A 17,264-nucleotide genomic window follows, 5' to 3' on the forward strand; every position below is an offset into this window, starting at 1 on the left:
TTGCAAATATCGAAAGTTGGGTGTATTTTAGAAGTACGATTTATTTCGGAGTCCGAATTAAAGGAGTTTGCATGGGTAAGAAGGGTTTAAAAGACATTAAAAATCAGAATACCAATTTAGTCATGCAACAGATCATGCAAGCAAGGAGTATTTCACGTATTGAGCTTGCACAAGAAACGGGCTTATCACCAAGTACAATCAGTTCAATTGTTGGAGATTTGCTAGGCAAAGGTGTCATTGTGGAAACAGGCACACAGACAGTTGAAAAGGGTAGAAGTCGTAAAGATTTATCTATCGCTGCAGAATTTGGAAGTGTTGCGGTATTTGAAATCAGTCGACGTTCAGTATTCTTCTGCTTATTCGATATGTGTTTGGAAACTCTTGTCTCAACATGCATTACAAAACAGAGAATAACGGGTAATGACTTGTTTGAACTCTTAGTAGAAACTGTAAATACACACGCAGAACAGAATATACGTGGAATTGGTTTGTTACTACATGATGATGTACAGCCGAGTGACTTAAATACGATTTACGATACAGGATATGCATCAGCAACAATCAGTTTACAAGGAGCACTCAACAGCCAACTACACATTCCTGTTAGTGAAGAAACATGCAGTAGTTTTACAATCACAAATGCATTCAATGAAGAAACACTGCATGAGAAAGTAAACTGTGCACATGTGATGGTTGGTGAGAAAGTATTTACAACGGTTACGATTGATGGACAGAAAGTTCCACTACGCTCAGAATTCTGTAAAGAGCTGCTCTCAGAAAACACAGGCACAAAGGAAGTTAGCCAGTTATTGAATACGTTATGTACGATGTTTGATATCAAAAAAATCTTTATGATGGGTACAGATTTTCAGTTCTATCAAAAGCTAAAACTTCAGAATAAAGATGTGGAACTCATACAGGTTCACACAGAAGAAACGGATACTTTATCGCCACGTATGGCAGAGAAAGTAAGAAATGAATTGTTATTTATTTAGGAACTAACGACAATCGTCGTGTTCATATAGGAAAGGGGAATTTGAATATGCTTCAAGGTATTTTAATTATTTTAGCCTTCGTTATCATCGCAGCATTGATGATGACAAAAAAGATTCCTACATTACTAGCGTTACCTTTAATGGCAGTTGTAATCTGCTTGATTGCTGGTGTTCCAGCAATTGGTGTAAACGCTGATGGTGTAGCAATCGGATGGTTGCAGGCAGTTCTAGAAGCTGGAACTGTCCGTATGGGTGCGGCTATCATGGCGGTTATTTTCGGTTCATGGTTAGGTCAATTAATGAATAAAACAGGTATTACAGAAAATATCATTAAGAAATCCGCCGAATTAGGTGGCGATAAGCCATTAGTAGTAACACTGATTCTCTGTGTTGCGGTAGCATTACTCTTCACAACATTAAATGGGCTTGGTTCCATCATCATGGTTGGTTCTATCGTATTACCAATCTTGATCTCTATCGGTGTTCCAGCTTTATCAGCAGCATCAATCTTCTTAATGTCATTCATAACAGGTTTAACATTCAATATCGCTAACTGGAAGATGTTTGCAGGTATCTTCTCACTTGAAATCGATAAGATTCGTAACTTTGAGATTTACCTCATGATAGCTACAGCAGTGGCTACATTAATCTTGATCTTCGTTGAATTCAAGAAGAACGGTATCAAGTTTGCATTCTCAGCTCCAGCAAAGCAAGAAGCGAAGGCAACACAGCTAACTGGTGTTAGAGGTGGACTAGCAATGCTTACACCATTAATCCCAATCGCACTTGTTGCAGGTCTTAAGGTTCCAGTTTGTCCTGCATTCATGGTTGGTATTGCATGGGCATTGATTTTCACATCAACATCTTTTGCAAAAGCTATGAACACACTTACAAAGACATGCTACGACGGCATCACAGATGCTGGTCCAGCAGTAATCTTAATGGTAGGTATCGGTATCCTTTACTTAGCAGTTACACACCCAATGGTAAAAGAAGTTCTCAATCCATTCTTATTAGCTGTAACACCTAAGTCTAAGGTTGCATACATTCTATTCTTCTCACTATTAGCGCCATTAGCACTTTACCGTGGCCCAATGAACTTATTCGGTTTAGGTTCTGGTATCGCAGCGTTAATTATTGGTTTAGGAACATTATCTCCACTAGCAGTTATGGGTGCATTCTTATCTGCTGAACGTATCCAGGGTTGTGGTGACCCAACAAATACACAGAATGTTTGGACAGCAAACTTCTGTGAAGTAGATGTCAACAGCATTACACGTAAATTACTACCTTACCTATGGGTAATCGCAGTATTTGGTGTAGTATTATCAGCTGTATTATTTTTCAATTAAATAAAACTGAAGGGTGCTTATTCTTTAAGTACCCTCAGTTATTTAAAATGAGTACAAGTTTAACTTGTGTTGATTTTAGATAGGCATATGAGGAGGATATATGAAAGTTCGTATTGGTATTGACGTAGGTGGTACATTTACAGATGCAGTTGCAATTAACAACGAAACATATGAGTTGATTGGAACAGTTAAGATTCCTACAACACACTTTGCACCAGAGGGTGTAGCTGCAGGTATCGTTCAAGTATTACATAAAATCATGGAGGAATATAGCATCAAACCTGATGATGTTGTATTTATTGCTCATGGAACAACGCAGGCAACAAATGCCTTACTAGAAGGTGATGTTGTAAAGGTGGGTGTTGTAACACTTGGTAAAGGTTTACAAGGTGCAAAATCAAAGAGTGATACAGCAATTGACAACATTGAATTAGCAAAAGGAAAGTATCTCTACTCTGAAAATGAGTTTGTCGATACATCTGATTCATCTAAGATTGATGAATCAATTATCGCAGCAATCAAATCCCTACAAGAAAAGGGATGTAAGAGTATCGTAGCAGCTGAGGCGTTCTCTGTTGATGATCCTACAAATGAAAATTTAGTTATCAAGCATTGTACAGAACAGAATGTTCCATCAACTGCCACAAACGATATCTCCAAGTTATATGGTTTAAAGATTAGAACACGTACAGCAGTTGTAAACGCTAGTATCATGCCTAAGATGTTAGAAGCTGCCACAATGACAGATGAATCCATCAAGAAAGCAAACATTAAGAATCCCCTCATGGTTATGCGTTGTGATGGTGGTGTTATGACGGTTGAGGAAGTAAGAAATCGTCCAATCCTAACAATCTTATCAGGACCAGCAGCTGGTGTTGCAGGTGCTTTGATGTATGAGAAATTAACAGATGGTATCTTCTTTGAAGTAGGTGGAACATCAACTGATATTTCATGCGTAAAAGATGGTAAGGTTATGATCAAGTACGCTGAAGTTGGTGGACATAAGACATATTTAAATTCTCTTGATGTACGTACCGTAGGTATCGGTGGTGGATCAATGGTAGAAATTAAAGATGGTAAGGCTGTTAATATCGGACCAAGATCTGCCCATATTGCAAACCTTGAATACGAAGTATATACAGACCCAAGTTTGATTGTTGAGCCTGTCTTAAAGACAATTCAACCAATGAATGGTGACCCTGAGTATGCATACATTGAATGTAGTAATGGTACAAAGGTATCCCTAACCATGGCAGGTGCCGCAAACATTGCAGGTTATGTGCATCCAGAAGACTATGCATATGGTAATGTAGAGGCTGCACGTAAAGCATGGCAACCACTCGCAGATAACATGGGCTTATCTGTGGAAGAAACAGCGAAAACGGTAATGGCATACGCAGCTGAAAAGAATGGTAAGGTAGTCAAAGACTTAATGCATGACTATCAGATGGATCCACGCACAACACTATTCGTTGGAGGTGGAGGAGGTGCAGCTAGCGTTGTGCCACATCTAGCCGAAACAATGAATCATCAATTCAAGATTGCAAAGAACGCTCCAGTTATCTCGACTATCGGTGTCGCACTAGCGATGGTTCGTGATATGGTGGAACGTTCCGTATCCAACCCGACAGAAGAAGATATCATCAGTGTACGTCGTGAAGCAGAGCTAAAGGCAATTCAAAATGGCGCATCACCAGATACAGTCGAAGTTTCTGTCGAAGTTGATACACAACGTAACATCATTCGTGCAATCGCAGTAGGTGCTACAGAACTACGTAGTAAAGATCGTCTAAAGAAACAACTAACAACAGAAGAGTTACTTGATACAGTTGCGCATAACTTAAATGTTGATAAATCAACATTAGAGATTTCTGCAGAAAACGGCAGTATGTACGCAGTACAAGCAACCATCACAGAAAAGAAACTTTTTGGTCTTGTTAAGAAGACAACAAAACCACTACGTCTCATTGATGATGAAGGTGTTATCCGTCTACAGAAGAAAAATGCATGGTCACGTCAATCTTCAGCCGCAAGCTGGCAAGCGGATGTTGACTGGATGATTGAAGAACTAACAGAATATAACGATGGTGGTGCAAACCTACCGAATCTATATATTGTGTTAGGTAAGCGTGTCATCGACCTATCTGGTCTACAGAATGCAGAACAAATTAAGTCAATTGGTGGTGTTGAGTTAAGTGGTATCGCAGCAGACACAAAACTGATAGTCATTGCGACAAAGAGAGTGGATGGCTAATATGCTAGGATTTGCATATCCTTTCCCAACCAAAGATCTTGCATATCAAGAACTTACGTATGATTATTGTTATAACAAGATTAAGAAAGAAGATAAGCAACGTATTGTAGATGAGGCTTGGAAAAAGGGTGAGGAAACCGCAAAGGAAGTATTCGCAAAGTTTAATGGTAGTTATGACTTCCGCAAGATTTGCGCTGAATCAGGACTACAGTTAAATGATAAGGATACTGACTATGTTGTCGGTAATCAAAGATACTTCAGTGATTATGTGTCCGGAACCAATCAGATTAACCTCTACCTAAAGTCTATTGCAAAGTGGGCAGAAGAGAATCAGTTATCTATGGATGATGCAATCAATCTCATCCTTAGCCATGAATATTTTCACTTCATGGAGATGAATATGATAGGACAACTGAGTAAATCCTACGAAGTGCCAATGTTAGTGATTGGTAAATTTAAACTAGGTAAAACAGGCATCCATGCATTATCCGAAATCGGAGCACATGGCTTTGCCCATCAGTATTATCTTCTAGCAACAAATTAAACAATAAAAGCAGGATTAACGCCTGCTTTTATTTATGAATGTATGCATGTGGAATCAAAGTTATATTATAGAATTAGACTTTGATATTTATGTGATAGTTTTTTAAAGCATTCGATATCAATAGTAATTTTACCTTTTCGTAGTTTGATCATTCCTTCTAATTCCATGGTATCTAAGTATCTATACAATGATCGAAGATTTATATGGAGAACGTCTGCTAACTCACTTCTTTTTAATGGGCAGATATATGGAATCGATTCACAGGATTTTAAGTATAGGTAGTATCCAACAATATCCTTTTTAGGAAAAGTACTCTGTGTTTCAGCGTGTTCCATTGCATGAGTGGTTACTCTCGCTAAAATTTTTAATATTGAAAAACTTATATCAAAGTTAGATGCTAATATTTCGTAAAACTCATTATTATGAACTTTTAATACATAGCAGTCTGTTTTTGCTATAACAAATCCAGTATATTCCCTTTTTTTAGTTAAATACTCAGTAATACCTAGACAATCAATTGCATTTACCTCATCAATTGTATTATTGATATTCCAATCGATATCATTAAGGACTAAACCTTCGCCACTCAATAATATATAAATATAGTCTGCGGGCTGCCCTTGTGTTATTATTGTTTTTCCTTTTTTTATCTGAAAGATATATGTTTCATGCAGTAATTCTGTTAATTGGTAAATTGATTGTTTGGATAAGTTGTCTAGTGAATCGTTCAGAAAAATTATATTGAATGCATGTTTTAAATTTTTATTTATCATAATTGAAGTTTATCAAAGAAACTGACAACTGTCATTTTCTTTTTAAATTTCTTTCGATACACTGAAGGTACAAGTAAATTTTACGGAATGCTAATAGAGGTGATTACATCCATAGATAAAGATTAGGAGGATATAAGACTATGGAAACAACAAAAAAGTATTCTATTAAAGATGATTTTACAATGCAGGCAATTCTCATCATTCCAGTATGTGTTGCTGTCAATTTTGTTGGCGGACAGCTTGCTGGATTATTAAAGTTACCAATGTACCTAGATACCATTGGAACGATTTTTGCATCATTATTATGCGGTCCATGGGTTGGTGCCGTAGCAGGTGGTTTAACAAATGTTGTTACTGGAATAGCAAATCCAACTAATTTCGCATTTATTCCAGTAAATATCATTGCGGGTTTAGTAACTGGTTTCTTAGCTAGAAAAAACATGTTTAATAAAACATGGAAGTGGTTACTATCTATGTTTATCATGGCCTGGGTATCTATTATTGTATCTGCACCAATTGTAGTTCTTGTATATGGTGGAGTTACAGGTGGCGGAACATCTTTAATTACTGCAGCTGCTTTGGCAGCAGGGGCAAATATTTGGGCAGCATTCTTTGGGACAGAAGGAGTTTTCCAAGTGTTAGATAGAATTATCTCTTTCTTAATTTGTTGGGCAGTTATTAAAGTGATTCCTACTAGAAACTTGATTAAATTTAGTCTTGGGGAGTTATATATCAAAAAGAAGTAGAAATAAATCACCTCTATTCGCATCCATATTGAAAGGTAAGTATGGAAAAGACGTTTGCAGAACAGATTCAGATCAACAAATCAAATAAAATCTGTGGTTTACACCCAAAAGCAAAATTAGTAATTTTAATATCTTATTCAATTTGCTCGTTTATCTTAATGACAGTGAATGTAACTAGCTTAGATATTCCGCTTTTAGTAATTCCATGGTTTTTTATATTGCCTATTTTGGCATTGATGAGTGGTATATTAATTAAATTTATCAATGGATTTAAGGTTATATTTACAATTTCTTTAATTGTATTTCTAGTACAGTTATTTTTGATATCAGGCGGAGAAGAACTGTGGAGATTTTACTTTTTGAGTATATATCAAGGCGGTTTGAAATCAGCTCTCATTCTGACATTTATGATTACTAATATTGCAGGAATATTTTTATGGTATTTTCAAACTACAACTAATCAAGAAATATCCAGAGCTTTAGAAGAATCAGGAATGAATTATAAAGCAGCTTTCGTGTTTACTTCATCACTGAAAATGATTGATGTATTAGGGAAGAATAGTAAAACAATCATGAATGCTCAACAAGCACGTGGTGTGGAAACTGAGGGAAACATATTAATCAGAGCAAAGGCGTTTTTCCCTTCAATGGTTCCTTTGATTCTCGGGGCGGTGATTAATGCAGATGAAAAAGCATTAACTTTAGAAGCGAGAGGATTTAACTATCAATGTAGGAAAACAAGATTATTCAATCTAAAGAAATCTGGTTGGGAAAAACAGGCAATACTAATTAGTATTTGTATAACAATAATGATTTTAGGATGGAGAGTTTTATGGCAGATTATGTAATCGAATGTAAGAATATTACCTACACCTATCCTGTTTCTGAAGAACCAGCAATTAAAAATTTAAATCTTGATATCGAAAGAGGAAAATTTTATGGAATAATTGGAAACAATGGCTCTGGAAAATCAACCTTATGTGCAATATTAAGAGGGTTTGCCCCTGCATATTTTAAAGGAAAATTAGATGGTGAAGTGATATTTAACGGGAAAGATATTAGTCAATATGGTTATGAAATATCTAAAATGATAGGCTATGTTTTTCAAAATCCATTTACACAAATCAGTGGAATAAAAGAAACTGTTTTTGAAGAGATTGCATATGGTCTCGAAAATTTTGGGACACCAGTAGAAGAAATTGAAAAACGTGTTGTCGAAGTAATGAAGTTGACTAATACTGAAGAACTTGCAATGAAGAACCCTTATGAACTCTCAGGTGGCCAAATGCAGAGAGTTGCTTTGGCATCTGTAATTGTACTTAACCCAGATGTTTTAATTATAGATGAGCCCACAAGTCAATTGGATCCACAAGGTACGGAAAGCGTTTTTGAAATAATAAGAAAATTAAAGGAACAGAGAAAAACAATTATCTTAGTTGAACATAAAATTGACTTGATTGCGGAATTTACAGATCAGGTAGTTATTCTGAAAGATGGAGAAATACTTACAGAAGGTGACACAAAATCTGTGTTGACTGATATATCTCTATTAGAACATGGAATTGCAATTCCACAAGTTACTCAGCTAGCTATTCAATTGAAAGAAATTGGTTTACCAATCAATTCAATAAGTGTTACTGAAGAAGACTTACTCAATATTCTTAAGAGTTTATTGTATGAAAGGGGATAGGAAATGCAGACCATTAAATTTAATGATGTAGGGTATTGCTATCCAAATGGTTTCTGTGCCGTTGATAATATCAATATTGAAATTGAAAAAGGTGAAAATGTTGTAATCATTGGTCAAAATGGTGCCGGTAAAACCACAACGGTAAAAATGATGAATGGATTATTAAAACCCTCATCTGGAGAAGTGCTAGTTGGAGATAAAAATACTAAAGATTATACAACCGCACAGATTTCGCGTCATGTTGGTTATGTATTTCAGAATCCAGACGACCAAATTTTTCACTCAACGGTTGAATTGGAAGTGAGATATGGACCGGCAACAACGGGGTCATCAAAAGAGGTCGAAGATCAGAGAGTTGAAAGAGCACTTGAGATGACAGGTTTAACTAAACATCGAGATGAAAATCCATATAACTTACCACTCTCTATACGCAAATTTGTGACAATCGCTGCAATTATAGCGATGGATACAGATATTATGATTTTTGATGAGCCGACTGCAGGACAGGATTTAGAAGGGACACGACAACTAATTAATGTAATTAATACTTTACATGAAGAAGGGAAGACACTAATTACCATTTCTCATGACATGGAGTTTGCGGCGAATAATTTTGAAAAAATAATAGTAATGGCTAATAAAAAAGTCGTGAAAATTGGAAGGCCGGAAACTATTTTCTATGATTTTAAGACTTTGGATCAAGCAATGCTTAAGCAGCCATATGTATGTAGAATTGTTTCTAAACTTGGTATAGAGTCCAATGCAATTAGTTTAAATAATGCGGCGAAAGTTATCTTAGAGAGATGGAAGCAAAATGCGAAATAAAAGGTTTATATTTGGGTTTGTTGCATTTGCATTATATTTTTTGACTGGCGCAGCATGTATTGTCGTTGGAAGTGGTTTATCGCATTTTGCAGATAAGTTTGGAACTGATATTAAAACAATTGTGATTTTGGGCTCTTTATATTCACTTGGAAGAGTAAGTACTGTTTATTTGACTGGAAAACTTGTAGAGAAGATAGGACCACTTAAAGTCACAGTTATGGGAATATGTTTAATGGGTCTTTATTTAACGGGTATTGCGTATACACATTCATTTTATTATGCACTGGTCTTTGCATATATAGGCGGAGTTGGAATGGGAGCTCAAGATACAGTATGTCCTTTGTTTTTAAGCGTAGCTTTTCCAGATAATTACGCAGGCTCACTAAGTGCCGGTCAAGGATTATTTGGTTTAGGTGGCTTTATAACACCTTTTTTAACAGGTGTTATGCTAATGAATAAGCTACCTTTCTATTTTGCATATTATGTATTACTTATTTTTGCTCTAATTACATTGGGTTTTGTAATATATGAGAAAAAAACAATTAATGTAACATTCAATCAAAAAAGGAATTTGACAGTATCTGATGAGACACAAATCAAACCATTATTTACAAAGAATAAAGTGATAGCTTTCACAGCTATATTATTGGCTGCTGCAACATATAGTACCACTGTAAACACAATTGGACTTTATACAACTACATTTGCAGAATATCAAGGTTTTACAAGTGCTAGTGCTGTGTTCTTGCTAACTGTATATAACGTTGGTTCGGTTATAGGCTCTTTAATATTTATATTGATATTAAAAAGAGTTTCTGCCGTCAATATTTTGATTGTAAATAATATTCTATCAATTGTTATATTTGCAATTTTAGAGCACCTAAAAGATTCAACAGTTTATTTTATATGCCTTTTTGCTGCAGGTTTTTTATTAGGTGTACTCTTTAGTTTAATTGTGGAAATTACAACAAGAATTGGATATAAACATATTAGTGTTGCAAGTGCATATGTGGCAGTTGCAGGTGGTTTTTCGGATGTTCTCACACCAATTATTACAGGATTTATTGTTGGAGTATTTGGTATTGCGTCAATTTATAGGTATGCATTTATTGCAATAATTATCACAACTATATTAGCTATTATGGTTCGAATATATACATATGAAAGTGGAGGCTCTTATGTCAATTCAAAGTAAAGAAGTATTAAATGAAAAAGGTCAACAATACCACATTTGTGTAGAAAAAGGACAGATTGGGAGATATGTGCTTCTCCCAGGGGATCCTGGTAGAACAGACTTAATTGCAAAATTCTTAGATAATCCAAAGCTGGTTGCATATAATCGTGAGCATAAAACATGGACAGGATATTTAGATGGAGAAATGGTTTCTGTTACAAGTACAGGAATGGGTGGACCATCGGCTGCAATATGCTTAGAAGAATTAATACATGCAGGTGCGGAAACATTTATCCGTGTGGGTACATGCGGAAGGATTTGTGAAGAGAGTTATAACAAAAAATATGAAGGTGTTGTTATTACTGGTGCGATTCGTCATGAAGGAACAACGGTACAGTATATTCCAATCGAGTATCCTGCAATGGCTGATCGTCATGTTACAGATGCACTAGTTAAATCAGCGCAAGAACAAGGTTTTTGCTTTGCAGAAGGTATAGCGCAATGTAAGGACTCATTTTATGGCCAACATGATCCTGATAGTATGCCAAGTGGTTTTATGTTGAAATCATATTGGGAAGCATGGGAAAAAGCAGGTGTAATGGCTTCTGAAATGGAAAGTGCAACAGTATTTATTGTAGCTGCAATACGTGGCAAGAGAGCAGGAGCACTAATGGCTTATGAGCATATGAATGAAAATACAATCAGGACAGCAATAGGTGCAATTAAGAAACTTATCAAGTCAGATAGATTGTAGAATGGGAAATAGTATTATGAAACAGAAAATTATTATTGATACAGATTGTGGGTCAGATGATGCAATGGCAATAGCCATGGCAATGAATGATACAAGATATGAAGTACTTATGTTTTCTACTGTGGCAGGAAATGTGACATTGGATCAAGCAACTGATAATACATTGCTCACATTAGAAAAAGTAAATACATACTTTCCGCCAGTATATAAAGGCTGTGCAACAATGCTAAATAAACAGTTATTCTATGCATATGAGACACATGGTGATGATGGAATGGGTGATTATGGATATAAACCTACCTATTTAGAATGCAATGAAGGAAATGGAATTATAAAGATGCTTGAATTTCTGGGAAAAGAGCCTAATAAAACAATCGATATTATTGCTTTGGGGCCTTTAACAAATATAGCGGTTGCATTTAAATTGAAACCAGAATCTATGAATCGTGCTAGAAATATATATGTTATGGGAACATCAGGACTAGGTGTTGGAAATGTTTCTCCAGTAGCAGAATTTAATATATGGCAAGATCCTGAAGCTGCTAAGGCGGTTATAGAAGCAGGATTCCCAAATTTATATTTTATCGGATGGGATGCATGTTTAGATGATAACATGCTAGATAAAGATGATATTGAAAAAATTTATTCAAGTGGTGATTTAGGGAGATTTGTAATTGAAATCAACAGAAAACTATTAGAAATTAATTACGGACGCTTCTCAGGAAAATTCCTGGACATGGCGGATCCTGCTGCAATGGCAGCAGCATTACATCCCAAGTGTATTGATAAATGCAAAAAATATTATTGTGAAGTAGATACATCAAAAGGACCTAGTGAAGGTGGTGTTCTAATCGACGTAAATGAATTTTCTGGAAAAGAACCAAACGCATATATAATTAGTCATTTGATTCCAAGTGAGTATAAGAATTATCTATTTAAAACACTGTGTAAATAAAGACTATATATGAGTTGGTTATAACTTTAAAAAGAAAAATTTACTGAAGAATATTATTCGTAACTACTTTTATAACAAAAAGTTGCAATTTTATTGTTGCAACTTTTTGTAATTTAATAAACATGCAGAATAGCATTAAATAGTATTAAGGAGAAAAGTATATGGAACTATCAAAAGTAACAATGATATTACGTGGATATAACGTAGAACAAGTAAGAACAGTTGCGGAAGTTCTATTACATGCAAAGTATGTAAGAAATATGGAAATAACTCTAAATACTGATAATGCATATGAAATAATCCAGATAATATCAAATGAATTTCAAGGAAAGTTAAATGTTGGTGCTGGAACAGTTCAAACTTATGATGAACTTAAAAAAGCAGTAGATGCAGGGGCAAAGTTTGTTCTTTCACCAAGACAAATGTCATATGACATGCTTGCATATTGTAAGGAAAGAGGTATAGTCAGTGTACCAGGGTCATTTACGCCTTCTGAAATTGGTGACCAGTTTGCAATGGGGGCGGACATTGTTAAAGTTTTCCCAGCTAATGAACTAAGTTTGAAGTATGCGAAAAAAGTTTGTGAGCCAATGGGAGATCTTAAATTAATGGCAGTTGGTGGAATCAATAGAGAAAATGTTAGAGAAGCTTTAGATTCTGGATATAAATATGTTGGTACAGCAGGTGGATTATTTCCTAAAGACCAAATTGCACAGATGGATAAAGAGAAGATGCTTATTAGTCTAAAGGAGTTTGAAGCTGAACTAGATTAAGGAGAGCCATGAAAGATATACAGAAAAGAAGAAAATTAATAATCGACTTGCTGATTAATGCAGAAGATTACTTAACAGTAAAGAAGATATCATCTCTTTTAGGTGTATCTGAAAGAACAGTACATAATGATTTAGATTGTCTACAGGACAAGTACGAGATTATTAAGAAGAGTGGAGTGGGCATTAGGCTGGTTTCAAATAATAATCTAATCGATACGGAAACAACTTTAGATGATAGACGACTAGATATTATAAAAAAATTAGTATTGGAAGGTCGAATAGTCACAATTAATGAACTTAAAGAACAATATTATGTGTCTCAAAGTTCGATACTGAATGATTTAAGATGGATAAGGGACAATTTTCTGCAATCATATAATGCAAATCTTTTTAGTTCTGAAAAAGGTACGAAAGTTATTTGCTCTGAAAACGAAAGAATTAAGATATTAGTATCATATAGTAATTTGGCGATTAACTTAGATCAAACAAATTTTCAAAAAGAAGAAATCATAAGGAAATTTTCTTTGATTTATCCTAAAAATATTTGTGAAACATGCTGGCATGTTATCGAAATGTTTAGAAATGAACAATTTTCACAGAAGGCAGAATATTACTTGCAAAATGTCTATAAGTTTCTACTTGCACTAATCTACAGGCTGCAATTAGGTAATCATTTAGTAGCTGAAAATAAAAATGAACTGCATACTATGCAAGTTATGGAACTGACAAATTATCTCCTTGCCCGTGATGTCTATAATTTAATAAATGAAAATTTAGATATTAAAATAATACCTACCGAAGAAGATGTCTTATATCTATCGATGCTTTTACGAGCAAATAAAATTAGCTTTTTGAAAACAACAAATGGGATAGATGATTATTCTAAGCAATTTGCTTCTAGTCTAATTAAAAAAATGTCGGAAGTTCTAGGAATAGATTTAACTGGTAATTCACAATTAGTTGAAATGATTTGCTCACATTGTAATGCAATGTTCGAAAGAATCAAAAATAGAGTTAAACTTGAAAACCCAATGTTGCAAATTATTAAGCAGGAATATCAAGCAATGTTTGAGTTGGTATGGCTTATAGTTGATGCAATAGATCACAATATTTCGAAAAATATTAGTGAGGATGAAATAGGTTTTTTGATGCTGTATTTCCAGAATGAAATGGAAAAGAACAAGAAAAGTAAAAAAATAATCGTTGTTTGTCCGAATGGAGTAGTAGCATCTAACCTTATAGCGTCTAAGATTAGAGAGTTTCTTCCGCCTATGGATATTATCGAAGTGACATCAATAGACAGAATTGCAAAGAATGATATTTCAGGATACTCATTTATCGTATCAACTACATCATTGGATAAACAGATAATACCTGTCATACAAGTTTCAATGCTATTAACAATTCAAGATATTAATAATATCAAGGATATGTATGAGGGTATTAGTGAATATAAGAGCGGTGATAATGCTATTTTTAGTCAATTGAAAACCAAATATTTGACTGAAGAAGATATATTTTGGAGTAATAAATCTCTGACTAGGGAGAATGTGATCCATGAGGTATGTAGAAAATTATTAGACAGTGGAAAAGTGAAAAAAGGTTTTTACGAGTCAGTTCTTAATCGAGAGAAAATATCTTCAACAAGTATATCGACAGGTGGTGCAATTCCACATGCATCTTGCAAATATGTAAATGAGACATGCTTTGCATTATATGTAAGTAGCAAACCTATTGAGTGGGGAGATTACTCAGTAAAAGTTATTATTTTCTTTGCTTTAGCAGAGTCAGATATGCCTGACTCAAGGAGAATTCTTACTGAGGCATTTAATTTTATTAGAGAACAAAATATCGTGGATACATTAGCAAGTGTAAATTCAAAGGACAGATTGATAGATTTGATATATTTTGGAGGAAAAAATGATTGATGAAAAATTGATTTTTACAGGATTGGAGTATACAGAAAAAACAGCTTTACTCAATTTCTGCTACAAGAAATTAAAAGAATTAGATTATTTATCAGATATTTCAGAATTTGCAGATGAAATAAAAAAAAGAGAAGAGATTATGCCAACATCAGTTGGTTTTGGGGTAGCGATTCCTCATGGTAGATGTAAAGCTATTAAACGGCCATTCATTGTATTCATTAAATCTAGTGAGCCATTTTTTTGGAATAGAGATGATTCTGAAAAGTCTGATTTAATCTTCATGATTGGTGTACCTGAGGGGGATAATGCAAGTAACATGCACTTGCGTATACTTTCCTCCATTAGTAAGAAGCTAATGCATGATGAATTTAGGGATGCTCTAAGAAATGGTACAGATAAGGAAGTATATCAATTATTAAATGAAATTGATCAAACAATAACAGGAGGATGCAACAAATGAAAATTATTGGTATTACAGCATGTCCAACAGGGATTGCGCACACATATATGGCACAAGAATGTTTGGAAAAAGAGATTAAAAAAAGAGGCATCGATGTAAAAATAGAAACCCAAGGCGGCCTTGGAATAGAAAACGAATTAACAGAGGATGATGTGGCTTCAGCTGATGTTGTTATTCTTGCAGTTAGTGTAGTAATTGAAGGTGAGGAAAGATTTGAAGGAAAGAAGATTATCAACACAGATGTAAACGAGGCAATTTCAAATACTGCAGGATTGATAGACCGAGCAGTTGAACTAGCGAAAGGGGAATAATATGAAGCAAGTATTAAAAGATGTACAGAAGGCATTACTAAGTGGCGTATCATTTATGATGCCAATTGTTGTGGCTGGTGGTGTGATATTGGCGGTATCACTATTAGGCGCACAGCAAACACCTACTGGACTTGTTCCGGCAAATGACATATTAAAATTTTTAAATACTCTAGGTAAAGCAGGAATGGCAATGATGATTCCGGTTTTCTCGGCATACATTGCATATTCTATGGCTGGTAAACCGGGCTTAACTCCAGGATTTATTTTAGGTTTCATGGCAAATAATGCCGTAAGCATTAATGGTACAGATGTAAAAACTGGTTTCTTAGGAGCAATGATTTTAGGTATCTTAAGCGGTTATGTAGTTAAGTGGATGAAATCATGGAATGTTGGTAAGTCGCTCCGTTCTGTGATGCCAATTATCATTATTCCAGTACTTACTGTTTTGGGACTAGGGTTAATTTATTATTTTGTAATTGGATATCCAATTGCTATTTTAGTAAATGCATTATTAAAATTCATGACAGGTCTATCAACTACAAATGCTATTGGTTTGGCTATATTGATGGGCGCAGTTGCTGAGATTGATTTTGGTGGACCAGTAACAAAGACAGTATCTATGTTCACATTGGCTTTAATCAATGAAGGCGTATTCTGGCCAAATGGAATTTTCCGTGTGTTAGTAGCAGTTCCACCTATTGGCATTTTCTTGGCAACTATTCTTTTCAAAAAGAAATTTAGTGAAGAAGATAGGGATAATGCAAAGGCAGTGGGTATTATGGGATGCTTAGGAATTACAGAAGGTGCAATTCCATATGCATTAAAAGATCCTAAGTCTGTATACCCGGCAACAATTATTGGTGGTATCGTTGGTGCGATTATTGCTTTATTTGGAAAAGTAGAGTGCCCAGTACCACATGGTGGATTTATTGTTTTACCAGTAGTATCAGGACGAATCTTATTTATTGTTGCAATTTTAGTAGGCTCCTTAGCAACTGCTGTAGTTCTAGGACTACTACGTAAAGATGCTACAGAAAATACAGAATCAAAATAATTAAAAACTTCTTCACCTAAACTTACACGATGCTACCTACTTAAGAGTATTACTTGAAAGTAGGTAGTTTTTATATTGTTGTAACGCATGGGAAACATCATCTATACTTAAATAAGTTATAGAGGGTAGTCATTATGGAAAATAAAGGAAAAAGTATGTTTCAAGAAGCTCGTATGAAGCTGAAACTAACAAGAAATAAAGTAGCAGACTTATCAGATGGTTTTTTCAATGAGAGTCGTCTAGAGAAGATTGAAACTGGTAAGCTTGAAATTCATCCTGAAGAAGTTGTGAAGCTTGCGGAAATCTATAAGGATAAAGAACTGTGTAGTACATTCTGTGCAACAGAATGCCCAGTTGGAATCAAGCGAGGGATGAAGGTTGTCAAAGAGAAGAACTTATCTCAGATTGTGTTGGAGATGCTTGCGACTTTGCAATCTTTAGATGAAAAGAAAGTAAGATTAATTGAAATGACAGTGGATGGGAAAATCGATGATAAGGAAATTCGCGATTTTAAACTAATCCAAGATCAACTGAAACAAATGGAGGAAACAATCCATTCTTTACAGCTTTGGATCGAACATTATATTGATAAAAACTAATATTTCGTAATAATTGCTAAAATTAAAGATGTTTTTCGTAATATTCGTAAAATGATAAATGGATGTTACAAGATATA

The 17,264-nt window shown here is 34.8% G+C and carries 18 protein-coding genes; 17 read left to right on the forward strand and 1 reads right to left on the reverse strand.

From position 1 onward, the window contains the following. Window positions 1–71: 71 nt before the first annotated feature. The 4 genes from RGT18_RS01245 (at window position 72) to RGT18_RS01260 (ending at window position 5,145) form a co-directional block, all read left to right on the forward strand. Window positions 72–995: a winged helix-turn-helix domain-containing protein gene (locus tag RGT18_RS01245; RefSeq protein ID WP_028077671.1), complete on the forward strand. Its 924-nt coding sequence runs from the start codon at window positions 72–74 to the stop codon at window positions 993–995. Between the two features lie 47 nt (window positions 996–1,042). Next, window positions 1,043–2,347 carry a hypothetical protein gene (locus RGT18_RS01250; protein ID WP_028077670.1) on the forward strand — a complete coding sequence of 435 codons (1,305 nt, stop codon included), beginning with the start codon at window positions 1,043–1,045 and terminating at the stop codon, window positions 2,345–2,347. A 100-nt stretch (window positions 2,348–2,447) separates the two neighbouring features. Continuing rightward, a complete protein-coding gene (locus RGT18_RS01255; RefSeq protein WP_028077669.1) occupies window positions 2,448–4,601 on the forward strand; it encodes a hydantoinase/oxoprolinase family protein in 2,154 nt (717 codons plus the stop codon). Further along, window positions 4,594–5,145, forward strand: coding sequence for a hypothetical protein (locus RGT18_RS01260; protein WP_081659486.1), 552 nt, complete (start codon window positions 4,594–4,596; stop codon window positions 5,143–5,145). The genes RGT18_RS01255 and RGT18_RS01260 overlap by 8 nt, the downstream gene beginning before the upstream one ends. A gap of 65 nt (window positions 5,146–5,210) precedes the next feature. On the opposite strand, the gene RGT18_RS01265 is transcribed toward RGT18_RS01260, so the two are convergent. Then, on the reverse strand, window positions 5,211–5,918 hold the full coding sequence (locus RGT18_RS01265; protein ID WP_028077667.1) for a Crp/Fnr family transcriptional regulator: 708 nt from the start codon (window positions 5,916–5,918) through the stop codon (window positions 5,211–5,213). Between the two features lie 140 nt (window positions 5,919–6,058). On the opposite strand from RGT18_RS01265, the gene RGT18_RS01270 reads away from it, so the two are divergent. The 13 genes from RGT18_RS01270 (at window position 6,059) to RGT18_RS01330 (ending at window position 17,187) form a co-directional block, all read left to right on the forward strand. After that, window positions 6,059–6,664 carry an ECF transporter S component gene (locus tag RGT18_RS01270; RefSeq protein WP_051240910.1) on the forward strand — a complete coding sequence of 202 codons (606 nt, stop codon included), beginning with the start codon at window positions 6,059–6,061 and terminating at the stop codon, window positions 6,662–6,664. Between the two features lie 41 nt (window positions 6,665–6,705). Further along, window positions 6,706–7,512, forward strand: a complete 807-nt coding sequence (locus RGT18_RS01275; protein ID WP_028077665.1) for an energy-coupling factor transporter transmembrane component T — start codon at window positions 6,706–6,708, stop codon at window positions 7,510–7,512. Then, window positions 7,497–8,354 (forward strand): energy-coupling factor ABC transporter ATP-binding protein, encoded by an 858-nt coding sequence (locus RGT18_RS01280; protein WP_028077664.1) that lies wholly within the window; start codon window positions 7,497–7,499, stop codon window positions 8,352–8,354. The genes RGT18_RS01275 and RGT18_RS01280 overlap by 16 nt, the downstream gene beginning before the upstream one ends. A gap of 3 nt (window positions 8,355–8,357) precedes the next feature. Then, window positions 8,358–9,179 carry an energy-coupling factor ABC transporter ATP-binding protein gene (locus RGT18_RS01285; protein ID WP_028077663.1) on the forward strand — a complete coding sequence of 274 codons (822 nt, stop codon included), beginning with the start codon at window positions 8,358–8,360 and terminating at the stop codon, window positions 9,177–9,179. Then, window positions 9,169–10,374 (forward strand): MFS transporter, encoded by a 1,206-nt coding sequence (locus RGT18_RS01290; RefSeq protein ID WP_028077662.1) that lies wholly within the window; start codon window positions 9,169–9,171, stop codon window positions 10,372–10,374. The genes RGT18_RS01285 and RGT18_RS01290 overlap by 11 nt, the downstream gene beginning before the upstream one ends. Beyond that, on the forward strand, window positions 10,358–11,107 hold the full coding sequence (locus tag RGT18_RS01295) for a nucleoside phosphorylase (RefSeq protein WP_037403535.1): 750 nt from the start codon (window positions 10,358–10,360) through the stop codon (window positions 11,105–11,107). The genes RGT18_RS01290 and RGT18_RS01295 overlap by 17 nt, the downstream gene beginning before the upstream one ends. A 16-nt stretch (window positions 11,108–11,123) precedes the next feature. After that, entirely contained in the window at window positions 11,124–12,062 is a 939-nt protein-coding gene (locus RGT18_RS01300) for a nucleoside hydrolase (protein WP_245580903.1), read from the forward strand. Between the two features lie 161 nt (window positions 12,063–12,223). After that, window positions 12,224–12,835 (forward strand): bifunctional 4-hydroxy-2-oxoglutarate aldolase/2-dehydro-3-deoxy-phosphogluconate aldolase, encoded by a 612-nt coding sequence (locus RGT18_RS01305; protein WP_028077659.1) that lies wholly within the window; start codon window positions 12,224–12,226, stop codon window positions 12,833–12,835. Window positions 12,836–12,843: 8 nt separating this feature from the next. After that, the gene (locus RGT18_RS01310; protein ID WP_028077658.1) at window positions 12,844–14,763 is read left to right on the forward strand and encodes a BglG family transcription antiterminator; all 1,920 of its coding nucleotides are present in this window, start codon (window positions 12,844–12,846) and stop codon (window positions 14,761–14,763) included. After that, window positions 14,756–15,223 carry a PTS sugar transporter subunit IIA gene (locus RGT18_RS01315; protein WP_028077657.1) on the forward strand — a complete coding sequence of 156 codons (468 nt, stop codon included), beginning with the start codon at window positions 14,756–14,758 and terminating at the stop codon, window positions 15,221–15,223. Before RGT18_RS01310 ends, RGT18_RS01315 begins: the two co-directional genes overlap by 8 nt. Then, window positions 15,220–15,534 (forward strand): PTS fructose transporter subunit IIB, encoded by a 315-nt coding sequence (locus tag RGT18_RS01320; RefSeq protein ID WP_028077656.1) that lies wholly within the window; start codon window positions 15,220–15,222, stop codon window positions 15,532–15,534. Before RGT18_RS01315 ends, RGT18_RS01320 begins: the two co-directional genes overlap by 4 nt. A gap of 1 nt (window position 15,535) precedes the next feature. Further along, window positions 15,536–16,588, forward strand: a complete 1,053-nt coding sequence (locus tag RGT18_RS01325) for a PTS fructose transporter subunit IIC (protein ID WP_028077655.1) — start codon at window positions 15,536–15,538, stop codon at window positions 16,586–16,588. A 134-nt stretch (window positions 16,589–16,722) separates the two neighbouring features. Next, window positions 16,723–17,187: a helix-turn-helix domain-containing protein gene (locus RGT18_RS01330; RefSeq protein WP_051240909.1), complete on the forward strand. Its 465-nt coding sequence runs from the start codon at window positions 16,723–16,725 to the stop codon at window positions 17,185–17,187. The last annotated feature ends 77 nt before the right edge of the window (window positions 17,188–17,264 follow it).

The organism is Solobacterium moorei, from assembly GCF_036323475.1.
GTDB lineage: Bacteria > Bacillota_I > Bacilli_A > Erysipelotrichales > Erysipelotrichaceae > Bulleidia > Bulleidia moorei.